We start from the raw sequence: 18,088 nt of genomic DNA on the forward strand, positions 1-18,088 counted from the left end.
GCGCCCTGGAATCATAAAGCTATTTCGTCAGGATATAGAGTCTTCACTCGGGCGGAAATAGGACGCGTAACAGTTTTGTGACGGGCCTACTGATCCTGATCCGCCAGCACATATTTGCAATCGCAATAGGGGCACTCAACCCAGCCGGTATCCTCGGGGATCTGCAGCCAGACCCGCGGATGGCCCAGCGCACCCTCGCCGCCGTCGCAGGCAACACGAGAGGTTTCGACGATCTTGGTTTCCGGCGCTTCGATGGTCACGGCTGGCGATCCTTCTTCGGTTGTCGGCCTCGCGGGCATGGTTTAGGTGCGTTTATGAGCGATGAGCAAACCGGGGGCAAGAGCCACATGAGCGATGCGGCAATCAGGATCGAAGGGCTGCGCAAGACCTATCGTGGCGGTAAGGGCCAGCCTGAAAAGCACGCGCTGAAGGGCATCGATCTGACCGTCCCGCGCGGCTCGGTCTTTGGGCTGTTGGGGCCGAACGGGGCCGGGAAATCGACTCTGATCAACATTCTGGCCGGTCTGGTGGTGAAATCGGCGGGTTCAGTGTCGATCTGGGGGTTTGACCAGGACCAACACCCCCGTCAGTCCCGCGCTGCCATTGGCGTGATGCCGCAAGAGCTGAACTTGGACCCGTTCTTCACCCCGCGCGGCGCATTGGAGGTGCAGGCCGGGCTCTATGGCGTACCCAAGTCGCAGCGCCGCAGCGATGAAATTCTCGAACTTGTCGGCCTCAGCGACAAGGCCGAGGCCTATGCCCGCACGCTATCGGGCGGCATGCGACGACGGCTTTTGCTGGCCAAGGCACTGGTGCACCACCCCAAGATTCTGGTTCTGGATGAACCCACGGCAGGCGTGGATATCGAACTGCGCCAGATGCTCTGGACCAATGTACGCAAGCTGAACGAACAGGGCATGACGATCATCCTGACCACGCATTATCTGGAAGAAGCGCAAGAGATGTGTGACGAGATCGCCATCATCAACCACGGCGAAAAGATTGCGCAGGACAGCACCGCCAACCTGCTGGGTCGGATGGACAGCCGGACGATGGTGATCCTTCCCGACAGCCCCGTGGTGGATCTGCCCACAACCGATGGTGTCGAAGCCGCTTTGCGCGATGATGGCAGCCTTGTCCTGCAATATCGCAGCTCCCAGACCAGCGCTGAACAGGTGCTGGAGGCCGTGCGCGCCGCAGGCATCCGCATCCGCGACGTGCGCACCGAAGAGGCCGATCTCGAGGATGTGTTCCTCGCCCTGACCTCATCCTGTGCCGATGATGGCCCAGCGGATGATCTGGATCAGCCGCGCCGGGGGATGCACCGGGTCAAGCTTTAAGACCGGTCGATTCGCGCCTGATAGCAGTTGTTTCGGGCGGATCGCACGTGGACATAGGCGATGTCCGCACGGGCAAAGATGTCCTTTACCGCCGCACCAATCTGATCTGTCGGGGCGATCACCCCGGTGCCATAGACGATCCGGTCATCCAATCCATACCCCTTGATCAGATAGTCCGGAGAGGTGGTCAAAATCTCGGGCAGCTCCGTGCCCTCATATCGCTTACACGGGCTGGCACATAGAAAGATCGGACCCGTTTCCGCGTAAGGTTGTGCCTTTGGAAAAGGGCGATGCGCCAATATCAGCATTTCTTGGCCTTCTGGTATGTTTTGTAGGCAATGTCGGCAGGGATTGCCCGCACCTTTGGAAACGGCGTGCTCGGGTGAGGCGCCATATGCGTCCGGCCCTCCGGCCTGAAGCGCGCGGACTTGGGGGGTGGGAAGGGCAGTGATCTTGAACATCTCGGGTCTCCTTTTTCTGCCACCCTGCCCAGAGGGGAAACTGCAATCGACCCGTTTCCTGCGCAAAGGACTCGAAAAAGAACAAAAGGTGAATATAATGTGGAATCGCCATGTATGCCGAGCTGTCGATCACGTCGAATTTCACCTTTCTCACCGGGGCCTCGCACCCCGAGGAATACATGCAGCGTGCCGTCACACTTGGTCTGCCCGCCATCGCGATTGCCGATGACAACTCGGTCGCCGGGATCGTGCGTGCCCATACCCAGGCGCGCGAGATTGCCCGAAAGGTGCGCGAACGTATCGAATGGGAAGGGCAGAACACGCCCATCGGCCCGCCCTGCCCCGATCACATTCCCAAACCGCCCTCCTACCCAATCCACGCGGTGCCACGCCTGATCCCTGCGGCACGGCTGATCTTCACCGACGCGCCCACCGTCACCGCCCTGCCTCTCAACCGGCAGGGCTGGGGCAACCTGTGCCGTATCCTGTCGGCGGGTCGTCTACGGGCCGAGAAAGGTGACTGTATCCTGCACCTGTCCGACCTGATGGAATTCTCCGACGGTCTGCACCTGCTGCTCTGGCCACAAGCGACCCGGCCGCAGGGCGGCGCGAGTGCTTGGCGGACACAGGCGCAAAAGCTGACGCGCCGCTTTTCCGGGCGGATGCATCTGGTGATGCACCCCAGATATGATGGCGCAGACAGTGAGTATTTCTCTGTATTAGAGACTGAATCACAACAACTCAACCTCCCCACCCTCGCCAGCGCTGCGCCGATAATGCACCATGGTACCCGTCGCAAACTGGCCGATGTACTGACCGCCATCCGACTGCGCCGCAAGGTCGACGATCTGGGCCGCGACGCTCTGGCCAATGGAGAGCAGCGCCTGCGCTCGGAAACCGAGATGCTGCGCATTTTCAAAGGCCATGAAGGCGCTGTCACCCGCGCCCATATGGTCAGCGAGCAGCTACAATTCTCGCTGGATGAGCTACGCTATGAATACCCCAACGAAGGCAGCGACCAGGAAACCCCGACCCAGCGCCTGCACCGTCTGGCCCATGAGGGGTTGAACTGGCGTTATCCGGCGGGCGCGTCCGAGAAGGCCAAGAAAATGCTGGCGCATGAACTGACCCTGATCGGCAAGCTGAAATATGAACCCTATTTCCTGACCGTCCGTGACATCGTCACCTTCGCCCGATCCCGCGATATTCTGTGTCAGGGGCGCGGCTCGGCGGCCAATTCGGTGGTCTGCTACTGCCTTGGCATCACCGAGGTCAGTCCAGAACTGGGCACGATGGTCTTTGAGCGCTTTGTGTCCGAGGCGCGGGACGAGCCGCCCGATATCGATGTCGATTTCGAACATGAACGCCGCGAAGAGGTGATCCAGCACATCTATGACCGCTATGGCCGCCACCGCGCGGGCCTCTGCGCAACCGTGATCCACTATCGCGGCAAGCGCGCCATCCGCGAAGTGGGCCGGGCGATGGGCCTGACCGAAGACACGATCTCGGCTCTGTCTTCACAGCTATGGGGGTTCTTCTCGGCCAAGGGGCTCGAGGCGGAACGGATGCGCGAAATCGGCCTTGATCCTGAAGATCGTCGCTTAAAACAGACTCTAACATTGGTTTATGAGATCGACGGCTTCCCCCGCCACCTCTCGCAACACGTCGGCGGGTTCATCATCACCGAGGGCCGGCTGGATGAAATCGTCCCCATCGAAAACGCCACGATGGAGGACCGTACGGTCATCTGCTGGGACAAGGACGATATCGACAGCTTGGGTATTCTGAAGGTCGATGTTCTCAGCCTTGGCATGCTGACGTGCATCCGCAAGGCGTTCGACCTGGTCACCCAGCACTACCAGACCAGCTATACCCTCGCCACCCTGCCGCCCGAGGATCCGGCGGTGTATGACATGCTGTGCAAGGCGGACAGCGTCGGCGTGTTTCAGGTGGAATCGCGGGCTCAGATGAACTTTCTGCCCCGCATGCGACCGCGCAATTTCTATGATCTGGTGATCGAGGTCGCAATCATCCGCCCCGGCCCCATTCAGGGCGACATGGTCCACCCCTATATCCGCCGCCGGAACGGAGAAGAGGAGGTCAACTTCCCCTCGGATGCGTTGGGTGAAGTGTTGGGCAAAACGCTGGGCGTGCCGCTGTTTCAGGAGCAAGCCATGCAGATTGCCATCGTGGGCGCGGGGTTCACCCCGGAACAGGCGGACCGGCTACGGCGCTCGCTGGCGACGTTCAAGAAACATGGTAATGTCAGCGAATTCCGGGCCCTGTTTCTGCGCGGGATGGAGCGGAACGGCTATGAACAGGATTTTGCCGAGCGCTGTTTTTCGCAGATCGAAGGCTTCGGCTCTTACGGTTTTCCCGAAAGTCACGCGGCCAGCTTTGCGCTACTGGTTTATGCCTCAGCCTGGATCAAATGCCACCATCCGGGGATTTTCGCCTGCGCGCTGCTGAATTCGCAGCCGATGGGCTTCTATGCCCCCGCCCAGATCGTGCGCGATGCGCGCGAACATGGTGTTCAGGTGCGCCCGGTCTGTATCAATGCCAGTTTCTGGGACAATGTGATGGAACCCGACGGTCACGGCGGGTTGGCCCTGCGGCTGGGGTTCCGTCAGATCAAAGGCCTGAGCGAGGAAGATGCCAGCTGGCTGACCGCCGCGCGGGGCAATGGCTACCATCAGGTGGATGACGTCTGGCGACGCGCCGGGCTTGGTCCCTCGGTGATCGAGCGGCTAGCTGAGGCCGATGCCTTCTCCGCCTGCGATCTGACAAGGCGCGAGGCGTTGTGGCAGGCCAAAGCGATTGCCACCGCCAAGCCCCTGCCCCTGTTCTCGCAGGATCTGGAAGGCGAGGCGCTGGACGAGCCTGCAGCCTATCTGCCGCAGATGACGTTGGGCGAGCAGGTGGTCGAGGATTACGTGGCCACCCGCCTCAGCCTCAAGGCGCATCCGGTGGCTCTGATACGGCATCTACTGACGCCAGAGCCGCGCGACAAAACCACACCTGTTGCGTGACGTCTGAACCGGGTATCCGCCCGGAACAGAGTCGAAAACGGACCAAATATGACCCGCCCCACCCTGCCGCCGCGCTTCCCCGCGACCCCGGACCAAATCAACGCGCAGGTCCGTGCCTTTTACGCCCGCGTACGCGAGGATGCGGTGCTGGGGCCGGTCTTCAACGCACATGTCCACGATTGGCCAGCACATGAGGACAAGATCGCCGCCTTCTGGAGCAACGCCATCCTGTATGAGCGTAGCTATGACGGCAATCCGCAGCGGGTCCATATCGAGCGGCCCGACGTGCAGCCCGACATGTTCGCACATTGGCTGGATTTGTTCGAAGAGGTCGCCACCCAGACCTTACCCCCGGAAACCTCCACACCATGGGTCGCGCTGGCCCGAAGAATCGGCGTGGGAATGAAGGCCGGTGTGCAATCTGCACGCCAACCCAAAGACGCACCTCCCATCCTGCGTTGATCCCAGGGCATGGCAGCTTTGCCATGTTAGCGGTAAAATAAGGGCTATGCGGGTCGGCCAAATGGGTTTACTCAGGGGTACGACAGCCCCATTACGCTGCGCCCCTACACCGACACATCACCCGAGGCCGCCTCATGAGCACTCAGAACACCACCCTTCGGGGGCTTGGCTATGCGTTTGCGGGCTTTGCGGTTTTTGCCAGTCATGATGTGCTGATCAAAGTGCTGGGTAGCACCTATTCGGTGATGCAGATCATCTTTTTCGCAACGCTGTTTTCCTTTGTGCCGATGGCGGTGACGATCCTGACCGACCGGACCACGGGCAATTTCCGACCACATCATCCGTGGCTGGTCCTGCTGCGCTCGGCCCTGATGGTGACGTCCATGGTCTGCGCCTTCTACGCTTTCTCGGCGCTGCCGCTGGCCGAGGTCTATTCGCTGCTATTCGCCTTCCCTCTGTTCGTCACTGTCCTGTCGATCCCAATCCTGGGGGAAGTCGTGCGCGCACAGCGTTGGGCCGCCGTCGGCTGTGGCCTGATCGGAGTTCTGATCGTCCTGCGCCCCGGTGCAACGGACATCACTCTGGGCCACCTCGCGGCCCTGACTGCAGCGTTTTCCAGCGCGTTAGGGTCTGTTTTGGTGCGCAAGATCGGGAATGAGGAACGCTCGGCCGTGCTGATCCTATATCCGATGCTGCTGGCCATTGTGGTCATGAGCTTGATGCAACCCGCCGTTTACCAACCTCCCTCGCTGCTGCATCTGGCGATGATGGCGCTGGTGGGCGTGTTCTCGGTCGTCGCACAACACTTGATCATCCTTGCCTATCGAGCTGCGCCCGCTGGGGTCGTCGCCCCCAGCCAATACAGTCAGATCATCTGGGCCACATTGTTCGGCATGGTCTTTTTCAACGAGCGGCCCGATGGCTGGGTCGCCGTTGGGGCCAGCATCATCATCGCCTCAGGCGTCTATGTGGTCTGGCGCGAAAGCCGGGCGAACACCTCGTCGGTCAATACCCCGGTTCTGCGGGTCCGCTCGCCACGCTCTGACACCGGCGCAAGCCGTCCCGGCAAATAAAAACGGCGCGCCATTCACAGCGCGCCGTCCTCAAAATCGCAGATTGAGGGCCCTAGTAAACCACGACCGAGCGGATGCTTTCGCCCTTATGCATCAGGTCGAAACCGTGGTTAATGTCGTCCAGACCCATGGTGTGGGTGATCATCGGGTCGATCTCGATCTTGCCTTCCATGTACCAGTCGACAATTTTCGGCACATCGGTCCGGCCCCGCGCACCGCCAAAGGCCGTACCGCGCCACGAGCGGCCCGTGACCAGCTGGAACGGACGGGTCGAGATTTCGGCTCCCGCAGGCGCCACGCCGATGATGATCGATTCACCCCAGCCCTTATGCGCCGATTCCAATGCGGCACGCATCACGCCTACATTGCCAGTGGCGTCAAAGGTGTAATCCGCGCCACCTTTGGTCAGGTTGACCAGATAAGGCACCAGGTCGCCTTCAACTTCGGTCGGGTTCACGAAATCGGTCATGCCAAACTTGGTCGCCATCTCGACCTTGGCGGGGTTCAGGTCAACGCCAACGATTTGTTCGGCCCCGGCCAGACGCAGGCCCTGAATGACGTTCAACCCGATACCGCCCAGACCGAACACGATGGCGCGGCTGCCGATTTCCACCTTGGCAGTGTTGATCACAGCGCCGATCCCTGTGGTCACACCGCATCCGATATAACAGATCTTGTCGAAGGGCGCATCCTCACGCACCTTGGCCAGCGCGATTTCCGGCAGAACCGTGTGGTTCGAGAAAGTCGAGCAGCCCATGTAGTGCAGGATTGGATCACCATCCAAAGTCGAAAAGCGCGAGGTCCCATCCGGCATCAGGCCCTGCCCCTGCGTTTCACGGATCGCCTGGCACAGATTGGTCTTGGGGTGCAGACAGTATTCGCACTCCCGGCATTCCGGGGTGTAGAGCGGGATCACGTGGTCGCCCGGTTTCAGGCTGGTCACACCGGGGCCGACCTCGACCACGATGCCTGCGCCTTCATGGCCCAGAATCGCGGGGAACAGCCCCTCGGGATCCGCGCCCGACAGGGTGAATTCATCGGTGTGGCAAATGCCGGTGGCCTTGATCTCGACCAGAACCTCACCCGCCTTGGGGCCTTCGAGGTTCACATCCATCACTTCCAAAGGTTTGCCTGCCTGAACGGCGACGGCGGCACGGGTGCGCATATTCGGTGTCTCCCTGTCACTTTTGCCTCGACCCTGCGTCAATTGCCGGGCGTTTTCAACTGCGCTTTGATGCCAGCTTTGCTAAACATCTGATATTGCAGAAACGACATTGCCGGAAAGAGGAACGCCAATGCACCGTTTTATTCCCACGCTGGCCCTGCTGACCGCCTGTGCCCAGCCCCCCGCGCCCGAGGATGCGCCCCTGTCGCCCGAACCCGCCCCGGTCGATCTGGCCTTTTGTCAGGGCGAAGCTGTTGCAGGCTCTGTCGGTCAACCGGTTTCGACCATTCAGGCCCAGTTGCCCGAACGGTCCCGCGTTCTGGGGCCCGGTGATCTGGCCACGCAGGATTACCGCATCGACCGGCTGAATGTTTTTGTAGATGGGACCGGGATCATCCAACGCCTGACCTGCGGGTAAGCGTGGACTCGGCGGGCGATTCTACGATAAGAACAAAATGGGAACATTTTGATGTCTGCCAATGCCAAAACGCCGAATACTCTCGCTCTGGTTTCCCCGTCTGGGGGCTGAACGGCTGATCCGCGCTGCGCGGGGGCTGCAAGATGGGCCTTTGGCTGTGGTGACTGAGCAGTCGAACATGCAGGTGATCACATCCCTGAACGCGGATGCGCAGACCGCTGGTCTGCGCGTGGGCCAACCAGTGCGCGACGCTCATGCCATGTGCGCCAATCTGGTGACACGCCCCCGCAACGCCCCGGCCGAGGCTGCGTTTCTGACCGCCCTGCGACGGTGGGTGGGCAAATTCAGCCCATGGGTGGCTGAAGAAGCGCCAGACGGATTGATCGTGGACCTGTCAGGCTGCGCGCATCTGTTCGGCGGGGAAGAAGCGTTGTTGAACGTGATCGAAACCGACTGCGCCGATATGGGGCTCAGCGTGCAGATGGGCATCGCCGACACGCTGGGTGCGGCCTGGGCGCTGGCACGCTACGCGGGGCAAGAGGCCACCTCCGACCGCAATGGCGACGCCATCAGCCAAGAGGCCCGCGCCACCCGCGCCCGCGCCACCAAGCGGCGGCACTGGACCAAGGGCGGGGCCGCACCGCAAATGGTGGCTGTGGGCAGTGGCGCGCGGATCACAGCGCCGGGGCAATCCTATGGCGCGCTCAGCTCGCTTCCCATTGCAGCGCTGCGGCTTGAGGATCAGGTGGTCGCACAGCTGAACCGTCTGGGCCTGCGCAGGATCGGCGACCTACTGGGGCAGCCGCGCGCGTCGCTGGCGCGGCGATTTGGGCGGGGACTGGTGCTACGGCTGGATCAGGCGATGGGCAGCGCGCCCGAGCCGGTCTCGCCCGCCCGACCGCCGCATCACTTTGCGGTGCGGATGACCCTACCCAACCCGATCGGTCTGACCGAAGACGTCATGGCCGCCATCGACCGCGTTCTACCGACGCTCTGCACCAAGCTAGAGGAGAAAGCGCGCGGGGTGCGGACTCTGCGGCTGGAAGCCCATCGCGCCGATCAGGCGGCTGAGATCATCGAGGTCGGGCTGGCCCGTCCAACCTATGATAAACACCGCATTCGCCCTTTGTTAGAGATGAAAATCGACCAAATCGATGCAGGCTATGGCATCGACATGCTGCGACTTGAGGCGGTGCAGACGGAACCCATCCACGCCCGCACCATGGCCGGTCATGCCGAGGCGCGCCGCGTCGCCCGCAACCGATTGGACGGTAACACCGCTGTCGAAGACCTGATCGGAAAACTAGGTGCGCGGGTCGGGCTGGAGGCGATCACAAGGCGGCACCCGGCGGCCTCGCATATCCCCGAGAAAACCGCACAGGTGCTAGCTGCTGCGTGGTCCGAACCCGCGCAAGACTGGCCTGCACCACCGCGTCCGCGTCCCTTGCAGATGTGGCAACCCGAGCCAGTAGCCGCTCCAGATACCCCAGACGTGCCAGACACATTTCGCTGGCGCGGGCGAAACTGGCAACTGACACAAGCCACCGGGCCGGAACGGATCGCACCGGAATGGTGGCTGGATGACCCTAACTGGCGCAGCGGCGTGCGCGATTACTGGGTGGTTGTGACCGAACAGGGCGAGCGGCTGTGGCTGTTTTACGGCCACGGCGGCACCATGTCGGCGGGCTGGTTTTGCCATGGTCAGTTTGGATAAACCCCTGATTAGAGTCTACTTACCGCGATACACCAGCCAATCCGGCAGGTAATCAATCAGCCGGATCACCCAGGAAAACGGCGCAGGGAAATCGGTGCGGAACCGGCGACGCGCCATGGCTTTGGCCACGCGATCCGCCGCGTCCTCGGGCGTCATCAGCATGGGCATTTTGAAACTGTTCTTCTCGGTCAGCCGGGTCTTGATGAACCCCGGATTGACGATCCGTACGGTTACACCCGATCCGGCCAAATCATGTCGCATCGTCTCGGCCAGCGACACCAGCGCCGCCTTGCTGGACGCATACCCAATCGCCGCTGGCAGACCGTGATAACCAGCCAAAGACCCGATCAGGGTGATATCCCCGCGCCCTGTCTGGACGAACCCCGGCACGGTTTCCCCCAGCACCCGCATGGCCCCAAGATAGTTCACATCGACCATCCTCAGCGCGCTTTCCGTATTCCAGTCACCACTCCGCATGGGATCATAGGCACCAGCGTTATAGACCAGCCCATCGACTGAGCCGGCCTCGGCCGCTGCCGCACAAACAGACTCTAAATCAGTAACATCCATCGCAATCGCACGGGCGTTGGGCAGGGTATCGCAAATCTCGGCCAGACGCTCTGCGTTGCGGGCCGACAGGATCAGATGCGCGCCCTGGCGGCTGAGGGTCTCGGCCAGAGCCCGCCCCAGCCCTTCACTGGCGCCGATGATCCAATATGTCTTTCCGTCAAAGCTGCTCATTCCGGGACCGTTTCATATGCTTTTCTGTTTTACGACCGCCGAGGGGTGCCGGATCACAGGCGGGACAGATAACGCACCTTGTAACCCGATGTCACAACCTAGTGCATTTTCGAAATTCTTCTAACCCGATTGATCCACCCAAGCCTATTCTGCGTATCTTATTGTAATACGTTACAGAACGAGGCTTGAATGTTCGACGAAACCCGGAGCGGCCGGAAAAAAATCGCAGTAATAGGCGCAGGCATCTCGGGTCTCTCCGCAGCTTACTACCTGTCAGAAAACAATGACGTAACCGTGTTTGAGGCCGAATCCCGGCTGGGCGGTCACGCGCGCACGGTTATGGCGGGAAAGAACGGCGATCAGCCGGTCGATACGGGTTTCATCGTATTCAACTACGTGACCTATCCTTATCTGACCGCCTTGTTTGATGAACTGAACGTGCCGGTTATCAAGTCGGAAATGAGCTTTGGTGCCACCATCGACAATGGCCGCATCGAATACGGGCTGAACAATCTGCGCACCCTGACCGCGCAGAAACGCAATCTTGCGCGCCCCGCATATTACAAGATGATCGCCGACATTCTGCGGTTCGGCAAAGAGGCCCCCGAGGCCGCACAAGACGACGACACCACGATCGGAGAGCTGGTGGATCAGCTGCGCCTTGGCCATTGGTTCCGCCACAATTACCTGATGCCCATGTGCGGCGCGATCTGGTCGACTCCGGTTGAGTTCGTGGATCAGTTCCCCGCCCGCTCATTGGTGCAGTTCTTCCGAAACCATGCACTGCTGGCCAGTGGCCGCGCCAAGCAACATCAGTGGTATACCGTCAAAGGTGGCAGCATCGAATATGTGCGTCGCATCGACGCTGCGCTGCGTGCGCGCGGATGTGATATCCGATTGGCCGCGCCAGTTGATCATGTGAAACGCGACGATGTGGGTGTTACGGTCCACAGCCAAGGGCATGCGGACCAGTTTGACGAGATCATCCTGGCCACCCACTCCGATCAATCGCTGGCCATTCTGGGTGACAGCGCGACCGAAGGCGAACGCGCCGCACTTGGTGCAATCCGGTATCAACCGAACACAGCGATCCTGCATTGCGACGAACGCCAGATGCCCCGTCGCCGTGCCTGCTGGTCCAGTTGGACCTATCGGTCGCAAGCCGGAAACGTAGGCGTAACCTATTGGATGAACCGTCTGCAGAACATTCCGGACAGCGATCCGATGTTCGTGTCGCTGAACGCTTCATCGGAAATTCCCGCGGATAAAATCTATGATCAGGTGGAATTTGCGCACCCGGTCTTCGACAAAGCGGCCCTTAAGGCACAAGGGCAAATCCGCGCGATGCAGGGACAGAACCGAACTTGGTTTGCCGGCGCCTATAACAGGCACGGCTTTCACGAAGATGGGATTGCCAGCGCGATGCATGTGGTCGAGCGCTTGAATGGCACCCAACACACATTCGGAGCTGACAATGAGACTGATGCACAAAACGCAGCCATCGTGGCCTCGGCAAGCGTCTGACTTCTGTCGGGCGACACTCTTGTCCTTGGCCCTGCTGGTGCCGGGCGGCCTGCAGGCCGCTACCGGACTGAATGATCTAGACGATCCGCAACTGCGCGGCACTGCGACCTATCGCTATCTTGGGCTGCCGCTTTACAACGGACGACTTTTTACGCCGGGCGGCGGGGCGTTCGACTGGAACAAGGACTTCGCGCTGGAACTGCAATACCGTCGTAACGTGTCGAAAAAGGTGCTGATCAACTCGACCCTGGACGAGATGGACCGCATCGGGCGTCCCGCCCCTGTGCGTGATCAGCTTGAGGTCTGCTTCAAGGCCGTAAAAAAGGGCGATCGGTATCTGGCAGTTTCGGATGGGCCAAATGAGGTGTCCTTCTGGCTGAACGGCGCAAAAACCTGCACCATGCGCCATCCGGGCATCAAGCGCAGCTTCATGTCCGTCTTTCTGGGCGAGAAAAGCCGCTCGGCCGCTTTCACGCAAAAGCTCAAAGGTCAGTAATGCTGTATCCGAGGGTCAGCCTCTATGCGCTGATGCTCGCAGCGGCGGGCATCCCGCTTTACATCCACCTGCCGCGCTTTGCTGCCGTCAATCTGGGTATAGGGTTGGGGGTGATCGGGACGGTTCTATTGCTGATCCGCCTGATTGATCTGGTGCAGGATCCGCTGATCGGATGGGCCATCGACCGCTGGCCGGGGGCGCAGCTTGCATTCGCCGCTGCTGCCGCGCTTGGATTGGCCATCGGGTTTCCCTTGCTCTTCGGCCTACCCGAAGAGGCAAGTATCCCTGCATTAGTGTCTGTGTTAATCCTTCTATTCTCTGCCTACAGCCTAGGCACGATTCTCCTCTATGGGCGCAGCGCTACGCTTGCCAAGCGAGCCGACGCCCAGGAATTGATGACCCTGGCTGCGTGGCGCGAGGGCGGGCAACTGACGGGCGTCATTCTGGCAGCCATCGCCCCGGCTGTGTTCGTAGCGCTTGGCGCCGGGGCGCAAGGCTATCCCGCTTTTGGGCTGTTTCTGGGGGTGCTGGCCCTTCTCGCCCTTGCGATGACCATTCCAATCTGGCGGCGCGCGCCGATCACCGGACAAGGGATATCTCTGGCGGGGCTTGGACAAGCTGGTGCGTTGCGTCTTTTGGTTCTGGCGCTGGTGAACAGCCTTCCTGTGGCCATCACCTCGACCCTGTTTCTGTTCTTTGTTGAAGACAAGCTGCAACTGCCGGGCAAAGCGGGCCCACTGCTGATCCTGTTTTTCCTCAGCGCAGGCGTCAGCGTTCCGCTTTGGGCACGGCTGAGCAAGCGAATTGGCCCGAAACAGACTCTGATCATAGCCATGCCCCTGTCTATCGCGGGCTTTATTGGGGCGGCCATGCTGTCGGCTGGAAACCTAACTGGTTTCGCTGCGATCTGCATAGCTTCGGGCGCGGCGTTGGGTGCCGATATGGTGGTGCTGCCCGCCATGTTCTCGGTTGTGCTGACGCGCGCAGGGCTGAATGCTTCAACCGCCTTCGGCATCTGGTCGTTTGCCGGCAAGCTGGGGCTTGCGCTGGCTGCTTTTTTCACCTTGCCGTTGCTGGAACGCAGCGGGTTCACTCCTGGTCAGGCGAACACGACCGAGGCGCTGAAAACGCTCACCCTCGCCTATGCCGTTCTTCCCTGCATCCTGAAACTCGGCGCGTTTGGACTGGTTCTGACGCTGCCTACAGAGGTCTCTGCCAAATGAAACTGCTTGTTGTTCTGCTTTTAGCCGTCTTGGCTCTGTTCGTCACAAAGGGTCGATTTCTGAGCTTCCGATCGCAATCCCCCGCCGATTACGCTGGAACCGGCCCTGCATTCAAAATGAAAGAGAACCTGAACGGAGAGATCCTGTCCGAAGGTCTGATCTATGGCCCCAACGGCAAGATGACCAACAGCTTCGTCGCCCGCATGATTGGGGAATGGGACGGCAACACCGGGACGCTGACCGAGTACTTTACCTATTCCAACGGCAAACAGATGACACGTAAATGGTATCTAACACTGGGTGCCGGCAACACATTCACGGCCACAGCCGACGATATCGTAGGCGAAGGGCAAGGCACGATTTCGGGTTCGACCGTCAAACTGACCTATCGGATTATCCTGCCCGAGGACTCGGGCGGGCATACACTGGACGTTACAGATTGGATGTACCTGACCGAAAGCGGCGTGATAATGAATCGCTCGGAAATGCGCAAATTTGGCATCAAAGTCGCCGAACTCGTCGCCACAATGCGCCCCGCGCCTGAGGTCAAAGCCGCGCATCTGAACGGGGCCAACGGGTATGACTCAGACAGCGAAGCAAGGCCCCTGCAATGACCCTGCGCCGGTTTCTGATCACCTTACTTGCCATCGCTGGCGTCGCTGCGCTGGCGTCATGCTCGGCCAAACCGCGCGTGCCCAAGTCGTTCCTGTCAGACCGACAGCTGAACCTGGAAGAGTTCTTTGAGGGTAAAACCGTCGCCTATGGCCAATTTCAGGATGTTCTGGGCAATGTCCCACGCCGGTTCACGGTGGATATCGACGGAACATGGGACGGCACAACCCTGACTCTGGTCGAAGATTTCGTCTATGATGACGGCGCGACCGAGCAGCGCATCTGGACCCTGACCAAAACCGGCGAGGATACTTGGACGGGCACGGCTCCGGGTGTGCTGGGTACGGCTAGCGGGATTGAACGCGGCGATACGTTCAATTGGAAATACAAGATCGATCTGCCGATCAAGGACGGCACCATGCGGGTGAATTTCGATGACTGGATGTGGTTGCTGACCGATGACCGGTTGCTGAACCGCGCCTATGTCTCGCGCTATGGTGTGCGCCTGGGCGAAGTCGTACTGTTCTTCGAAAAGAAATAGAAAAAGGGCAGGCGCAAGGGCCCGCCCCAAAATCAGAATTGCCTAGGTCGACTTAGAAGTTGAAGCGCGCACCAAAATCGGCACGGATAAAGCCATCTTCGTCGCCTTCTTTGATCTCGCCGATACCGCCGCGCAGCGATGCGCCGTTGCCCAGATCGTAGATTGCGCCAACACCGATGTTGCGCTCGTCATCATCCGCGTTGCCGTCACCATAAGCGACCAACAGCGTTGTCGCGGCTCCAACGTTATACGAGACCGAGAAACCATATGCGGTGCCATTCTCGGCATCGTCCGCGACGTCATCGTCCGCCAGGAACAAAGTACCGTAGAAGTCACCCAATTCTGCACCAAGTGTCAGAACAGTAAGGCTTTCGTCGTCGCCATTCGCCAGATCTTTTTCACCATAGGCGACCGAAGCGGTAAAGGCGTCAAACGAGTATGACGCAAAAATATCCCAGCGGTCGGTGCTTTCATCAGACCCGTTCAGAGCAACAGTTTCCTGATCATATGAACCGCCAAAGCTCAGGTCGCCAAGCTGGTACTGAGCGAACACCGCGTTCGCGCCCGAACCCGTCGAACTGTATTCGAGGAACTCGTAGTTGACGCCAACATACTGACCCAGGAATTCTTCCAGGCCCGGTTCATTGCCGAAGTAGTCATCCAGGTTGTCAAACGAACCTGCCACGTTTCCGGCATCGACACGCAGCCCACCGTAGAGAACTGAGAAACGCGCGCCGTTCAGGCCCGCCTCAGTGGCTTCGCCATTGCCGTTGTCTTCGTCGGCTTGCAACCGGACGCGTGCCTGAAATTCAACGCCGCTGTCCGTTTCGACAATCCCGTCGATGTTCAGACGGAACCGCGAGATCAGGATCGTGTCGTCAGTGTCAACATTTGCAGTGTCCGTCGAGGTAACGACGCCACCAGCGGTGTTGAAATTGGTAACGTCGCCAGAGCGATCTTCTTCGTAGCCGATACCAAAGCGGGCGAAGCCGCTGAACTTTATTTCCGCCGAGGCGGCACCTGTGGCCGCAATCAGTGCAGTCGATGCGATGAGGAGTTTTTTCATGGTAAATCCATAAATTTCGAGAGGAGGATGGCCGCAAAGCTGCGCCCGACGCTCCTTTCGTGGATTTACAAAAAATACGCAATATGTAATTTTTGTCCAAATACCAGCATATCGTGCTCTGTTGCATCTATGCATCCATCTGCTTCTGGCGATGCAGCGGGTGTCCCCTATTTATGATGGTTTTGCGCATTCTCCAGGCTGATAACGCAGCTGTGATCCACAAAAATCTTCCTGACTTCTTGCAAATCAATCGCGTCACCCATGTTGGAAAAATCAACCTGGCACCTTGGATGTTTGACCTGCCTTGCGACGGAAATCCGATTCGACGATTGGGCAAGGCATCAATTGCTGGTGTAGAAGAAAGACAGCTTGCGGCTTACGCCTCCTGGCGGTCGGGGGAAAGGTTCAGCGGCGCGTACCTGTTCGCGGGCAGCGCGGTCCACTTCGCGCGAGCCCGAGCTGTCGACCACTTCGACAAATTCCAGCGTGCCGTCGGGGTTGATCTGGAAAAACACCTGCGCGAACCCTCGGGCCGACACAAAGACAAGCGGTGCTCGGTTCAGATGCACCAGCACCTGCCCTTCGTAGTTGGTTTCATTCGCATTGCCCGGCCCGCGACCGCCTGATCGCGTACCGCTATTGCCGGATGTGAACGCGTCGACGCCCCGGCGACGATAGGCCGTCAAAGGCGACTCGATCTCTTGTGCAGGGAAGCGCAGGTTGCTGAAATCACGTGCGCCGTTGGCGATACCCCGTCGTTGAGGAACAGGCTGCCGTTCCGGGCGCTGCGGGCGGATCGAGGTTGTGACAGCCAATTCGGTCGGCGCGTCGTTTTCAACCGGCTCCAGCGCCGTTTCGGGCAAGTCCGGTTCAATCGCCTCACTTTCCAACGGAACAACCGGAATCGCCGTCGCCTCGGGAACCGGCGCAGCTTCAGTCGGGGGCAAAGCAGCCAGTTGTTCCTGCGCCGGCTCGACAGGCTGCGCCTCTTCCAGAGGTTCAGTCGATTCTGCCGCAGCATCCGGATCTCCCTCGGGCGTTTCGGCACGTTCGGCCACCTCAACAGGCGGAGTTTCGTCGGCCTCTTCGCTGGCGGACTGATCGCCATCGGTCCCGTCTACACTTTCAGCCACGTTTGGCTCGACTGGTTCAGTGGCCTCGGGCTGCACGACTTCGGCCTCTCCCAGATCAGGGGCAAAACTTTCTTCGGGGTTGTCCGACGCGACCAGCGCCTCGCTGATGGGAACCTCGGGGGTTTCGGGAATCTCTTCTTCGACCGGCTCTTCCTCGGTGGGGGGCTCCGGCGCTTCAGCCTGTTCCGGCTCAACGGCTTCTTCAGCCTCCTCGGCGAGGTCTTCGAAACTACTGCCCAGCTCAACTGAGTTCTGCGCAGCCGCTTCGCTGCCGTCTTCGGCCAGTCGCGGCGCAGTATAGAGCAACCCCATCAGGTGCAGGATCAACGACACCAGAATGGCTACGACGGCGATGACCACCGAACCCCGGATCATTGCAGCGCCTTTTCCGTCACGACAAAGACAGAACTTGCCCCAAGGCGGCGAAGCTGGCCGGTGATTTCAATAAGCCGCGCGCCGGGGGCCTCGCGGTCCGGTACGATGCGGACGGCACCGGGTTCGCGCCCTTCCATATAAAGCTCGGGCAGAATGGCGTTGCCGCGAAAGCTGAGCGTTCCGTCCTTATGCAGCACCAGTGCATCCGGCGGCTCTCGCCCTTCCAGTTCCGAGGTGTTCACAAGTTCTAGGTCGGGGTCCAGAGGCGTAGCGATCGTTCCCGTGATCAGAAAGAAGATCAACATCAGGAACACGACATTGATCAAAGGAATCGTGGAGTCGCGCTTGCGACGCGGAGTACCTGAGCGGATCATTCCAGCACCAACACGCTGAGGTCTTCGCGCCCGCGCAGACGCACCAGCAAATCGACCAAACGTTGCGAAGTGGTATCGGGATCAAGGCTGACCAGCACCTGCCCGGTCTCAATCTGTTCGGTCAGTTGGTCCAACGTGACCTCGGCCCCGTTCAGCGTCAGACGGTCGGGGCCAAGCTGAACGAACAACCGCTCGGTCTGTGTGTCCGAGGGCTGGCCGCCGCCGGTCGCATTGCTCAGCTCGACCTCGGCAAATTTCGAAAAGGTCGAGGTCAGCATGAAGAACAGCAGCAACAGAAAGATCACGTCGATGAGGGGGGTCATCGACAGGGGCCGCCGGAC

Annotated in this window: 19 protein-coding genes; 11 read left to right on the forward strand and 8 right to left on the reverse strand. The window is 60.1% G+C overall.

The genetic code is table 11. The annotated features are described in order from the left end of the window. Window positions 1–86 precede the first annotated feature (86 nt). Window positions 87–260 (reverse strand): zinc-finger domain-containing protein, encoded by a 174-nt coding sequence (locus ACR0C5_RS09610; RefSeq protein ID WP_170772979.1) that lies wholly within the window; start codon window positions 258–260, stop codon window positions 87–89. An 87-nt stretch (window positions 261–347) separates the two neighbouring features. On the opposite strand from ACR0C5_RS09610, the gene ACR0C5_RS09615 reads away from it, so the two are divergent. Beyond that, entirely contained in the window at window positions 348–1,340 is a 993-nt protein-coding gene (locus ACR0C5_RS09615; RefSeq protein ID WP_480876224.1) for an ABC transporter ATP-binding protein, read from the forward strand. On the opposite strand, the gene ACR0C5_RS09620 is transcribed toward ACR0C5_RS09615, so the two are convergent. After that, window positions 1,337–1,801, reverse strand: a complete 465-nt coding sequence (locus ACR0C5_RS09620) for a DUF1203 domain-containing protein (RefSeq protein WP_480876179.1) — start codon at window positions 1,799–1,801, stop codon at window positions 1,337–1,339. The genes ACR0C5_RS09615 and ACR0C5_RS09620 overlap by 4 nt on opposite strands. A gap of 110 nt (window positions 1,802–1,911) precedes the next feature. Between ACR0C5_RS09620 and ACR0C5_RS09625 the strand changes: the two genes are divergently transcribed. The 3 genes from ACR0C5_RS09625 (at window position 1,912) to ACR0C5_RS09635 (ending at window position 6,365) form a co-directional block, all read left to right on the forward strand. Next, on the forward strand, window positions 1,912–4,830 hold the full coding sequence (locus ACR0C5_RS09625) for an error-prone DNA polymerase (protein ID WP_480876181.1): 2,919 nt from the start codon (window positions 1,912–1,914) through the stop codon (window positions 4,828–4,830). A gap of 48 nt (window positions 4,831–4,878) precedes the next feature. After that, window positions 4,879–5,292 carry a group III truncated hemoglobin gene (locus ACR0C5_RS09630; RefSeq protein ID WP_170772985.1) on the forward strand — a complete coding sequence of 138 codons (414 nt, stop codon included), beginning with the start codon at window positions 4,879–4,881 and terminating at the stop codon, window positions 5,290–5,292. 134 nt (window positions 5,293–5,426) lie between these two features. Further along, complete coding sequence (locus ACR0C5_RS09635; protein ID WP_170785291.1) at window positions 5,427–6,365, forward strand: DMT family transporter; 939 nt, start codon at window positions 5,427–5,429, stop codon at window positions 6,363–6,365. A gap of 52 nt (window positions 6,366–6,417) precedes the next feature. Here ACR0C5_RS09635 and ACR0C5_RS09640 read toward each other — a convergent pair whose 3' ends face one another. Then, window positions 6,418–7,530 carry an S-(hydroxymethyl)glutathione dehydrogenase/class III alcohol dehydrogenase gene (locus tag ACR0C5_RS09640; protein WP_480876183.1) on the reverse strand — a complete coding sequence of 371 codons (1,113 nt, stop codon included), beginning with the start codon at window positions 7,528–7,530 and terminating at the stop codon, window positions 6,418–6,420. Between the two features lie 130 nt (window positions 7,531–7,660). On the opposite strand from ACR0C5_RS09640, the gene ACR0C5_RS09645 reads away from it, so the two are divergent. Together ACR0C5_RS09645 and ACR0C5_RS09650 are read left to right on the forward strand one after the other, a co-directional pair. Beyond that, window positions 7,661–7,948: an I78 family peptidase inhibitor gene (locus ACR0C5_RS09645; protein ID WP_480876185.1), complete on the forward strand. Its 288-nt coding sequence runs from the start codon at window positions 7,661–7,663 to the stop codon at window positions 7,946–7,948. A gap of 61 nt (window positions 7,949–8,009) precedes the next feature. After that, window positions 8,010–9,662, forward strand: a complete 1,653-nt coding sequence (locus ACR0C5_RS09650) for a Y-family DNA polymerase (RefSeq protein ID WP_170785297.1) — start codon at window positions 8,010–8,012, stop codon at window positions 9,660–9,662. 15 nt (window positions 9,663–9,677) lie between these two features. On the opposite strand, the gene ACR0C5_RS09655 is transcribed toward ACR0C5_RS09650, so the two are convergent. Next, window positions 9,678–10,403: an SDR family NAD(P)-dependent oxidoreductase gene (locus ACR0C5_RS09655; protein ID WP_170772995.1), complete on the reverse strand. Its 726-nt coding sequence runs from the start codon at window positions 10,401–10,403 to the stop codon at window positions 9,678–9,680. Between the two features lie 189 nt (window positions 10,404–10,592). On the opposite strand from ACR0C5_RS09655, the gene ACR0C5_RS09660 reads away from it, so the two are divergent. The 5 genes from ACR0C5_RS09660 to ACR0C5_RS09680 are packed head-to-tail and all read left to right on the forward strand — an operon-like array spanning window position 10,593 to window position 14,799. Then, entirely contained in the window at window positions 10,593–11,927 is a 1,335-nt protein-coding gene (locus ACR0C5_RS09660) for an NAD(P)/FAD-dependent oxidoreductase (RefSeq protein ID WP_170772997.1), read from the forward strand. Window positions 11,928–11,946: 19 nt separating this feature from the next. Continuing rightward, window positions 11,947–12,423 carry a hypothetical protein gene (locus ACR0C5_RS09665; RefSeq protein WP_480876188.1) on the forward strand — a complete coding sequence of 159 codons (477 nt, stop codon included), beginning with the start codon at window positions 11,947–11,949 and terminating at the stop codon, window positions 12,421–12,423. Next, window positions 12,423–13,646, forward strand: coding sequence for an MFS transporter (locus tag ACR0C5_RS09670; protein WP_480876190.1), 1,224 nt, complete (start codon window positions 12,423–12,425; stop codon window positions 13,644–13,646). Before ACR0C5_RS09665 ends, ACR0C5_RS09670 begins: the two co-directional genes overlap by 1 nt. Beyond that, window positions 13,643–14,260: a DUF3833 domain-containing protein gene (locus ACR0C5_RS09675; protein ID WP_480876192.1), complete on the forward strand. Its 618-nt coding sequence runs from the start codon at window positions 13,643–13,645 to the stop codon at window positions 14,258–14,260. The genes ACR0C5_RS09670 and ACR0C5_RS09675 overlap by 4 nt, the downstream gene beginning before the upstream one ends. Next, window positions 14,257–14,799 carry a DUF3833 domain-containing protein gene (locus ACR0C5_RS09680; RefSeq protein ID WP_170773003.1) on the forward strand — a complete coding sequence of 181 codons (543 nt, stop codon included), beginning with the start codon at window positions 14,257–14,259 and terminating at the stop codon, window positions 14,797–14,799. The genes ACR0C5_RS09675 and ACR0C5_RS09680 overlap by 4 nt, the downstream gene beginning before the upstream one ends. A gap of 52 nt (window positions 14,800–14,851) precedes the next feature. Here ACR0C5_RS09680 and ACR0C5_RS09685 read toward each other — a convergent pair whose 3' ends face one another. From ACR0C5_RS09685 to ACR0C5_RS09700, 4 genes are all read right to left on the reverse strand, one after another. Further along, window positions 14,852–15,865, reverse strand: coding sequence for a porin (locus ACR0C5_RS09685; RefSeq protein ID WP_480876194.1), 1,014 nt, complete (start codon window positions 15,863–15,865; stop codon window positions 14,852–14,854). A 341-nt stretch (window positions 15,866–16,206) separates the two neighbouring features. Continuing rightward, window positions 16,207–17,373, reverse strand: a complete 1,167-nt coding sequence (locus ACR0C5_RS09690; protein WP_480876196.1) for an energy transducer TonB family protein — start codon at window positions 17,371–17,373, stop codon at window positions 16,207–16,209. Next, on the reverse strand, window positions 17,370–17,747 hold the full coding sequence (locus ACR0C5_RS09695; RefSeq protein ID WP_170773010.1) for an ExbD/TolR family protein: 378 nt from the start codon (window positions 17,745–17,747) through the stop codon (window positions 17,370–17,372). Before ACR0C5_RS09695 ends, ACR0C5_RS09690 begins: the two co-directional genes overlap by 4 nt. Then, entirely contained in the window at window positions 17,744–18,070 is a 327-nt protein-coding gene (locus ACR0C5_RS09700; protein ID WP_480876198.1) for an ExbD/TolR family protein, read from the reverse strand. Before ACR0C5_RS09700 ends, ACR0C5_RS09695 begins: the two co-directional genes overlap by 4 nt. Window positions 18,071–18,088 lie beyond the last annotated feature (18 nt).

The organism is Ruegeria sp. N8 (genome assembly GCF_056531325.1).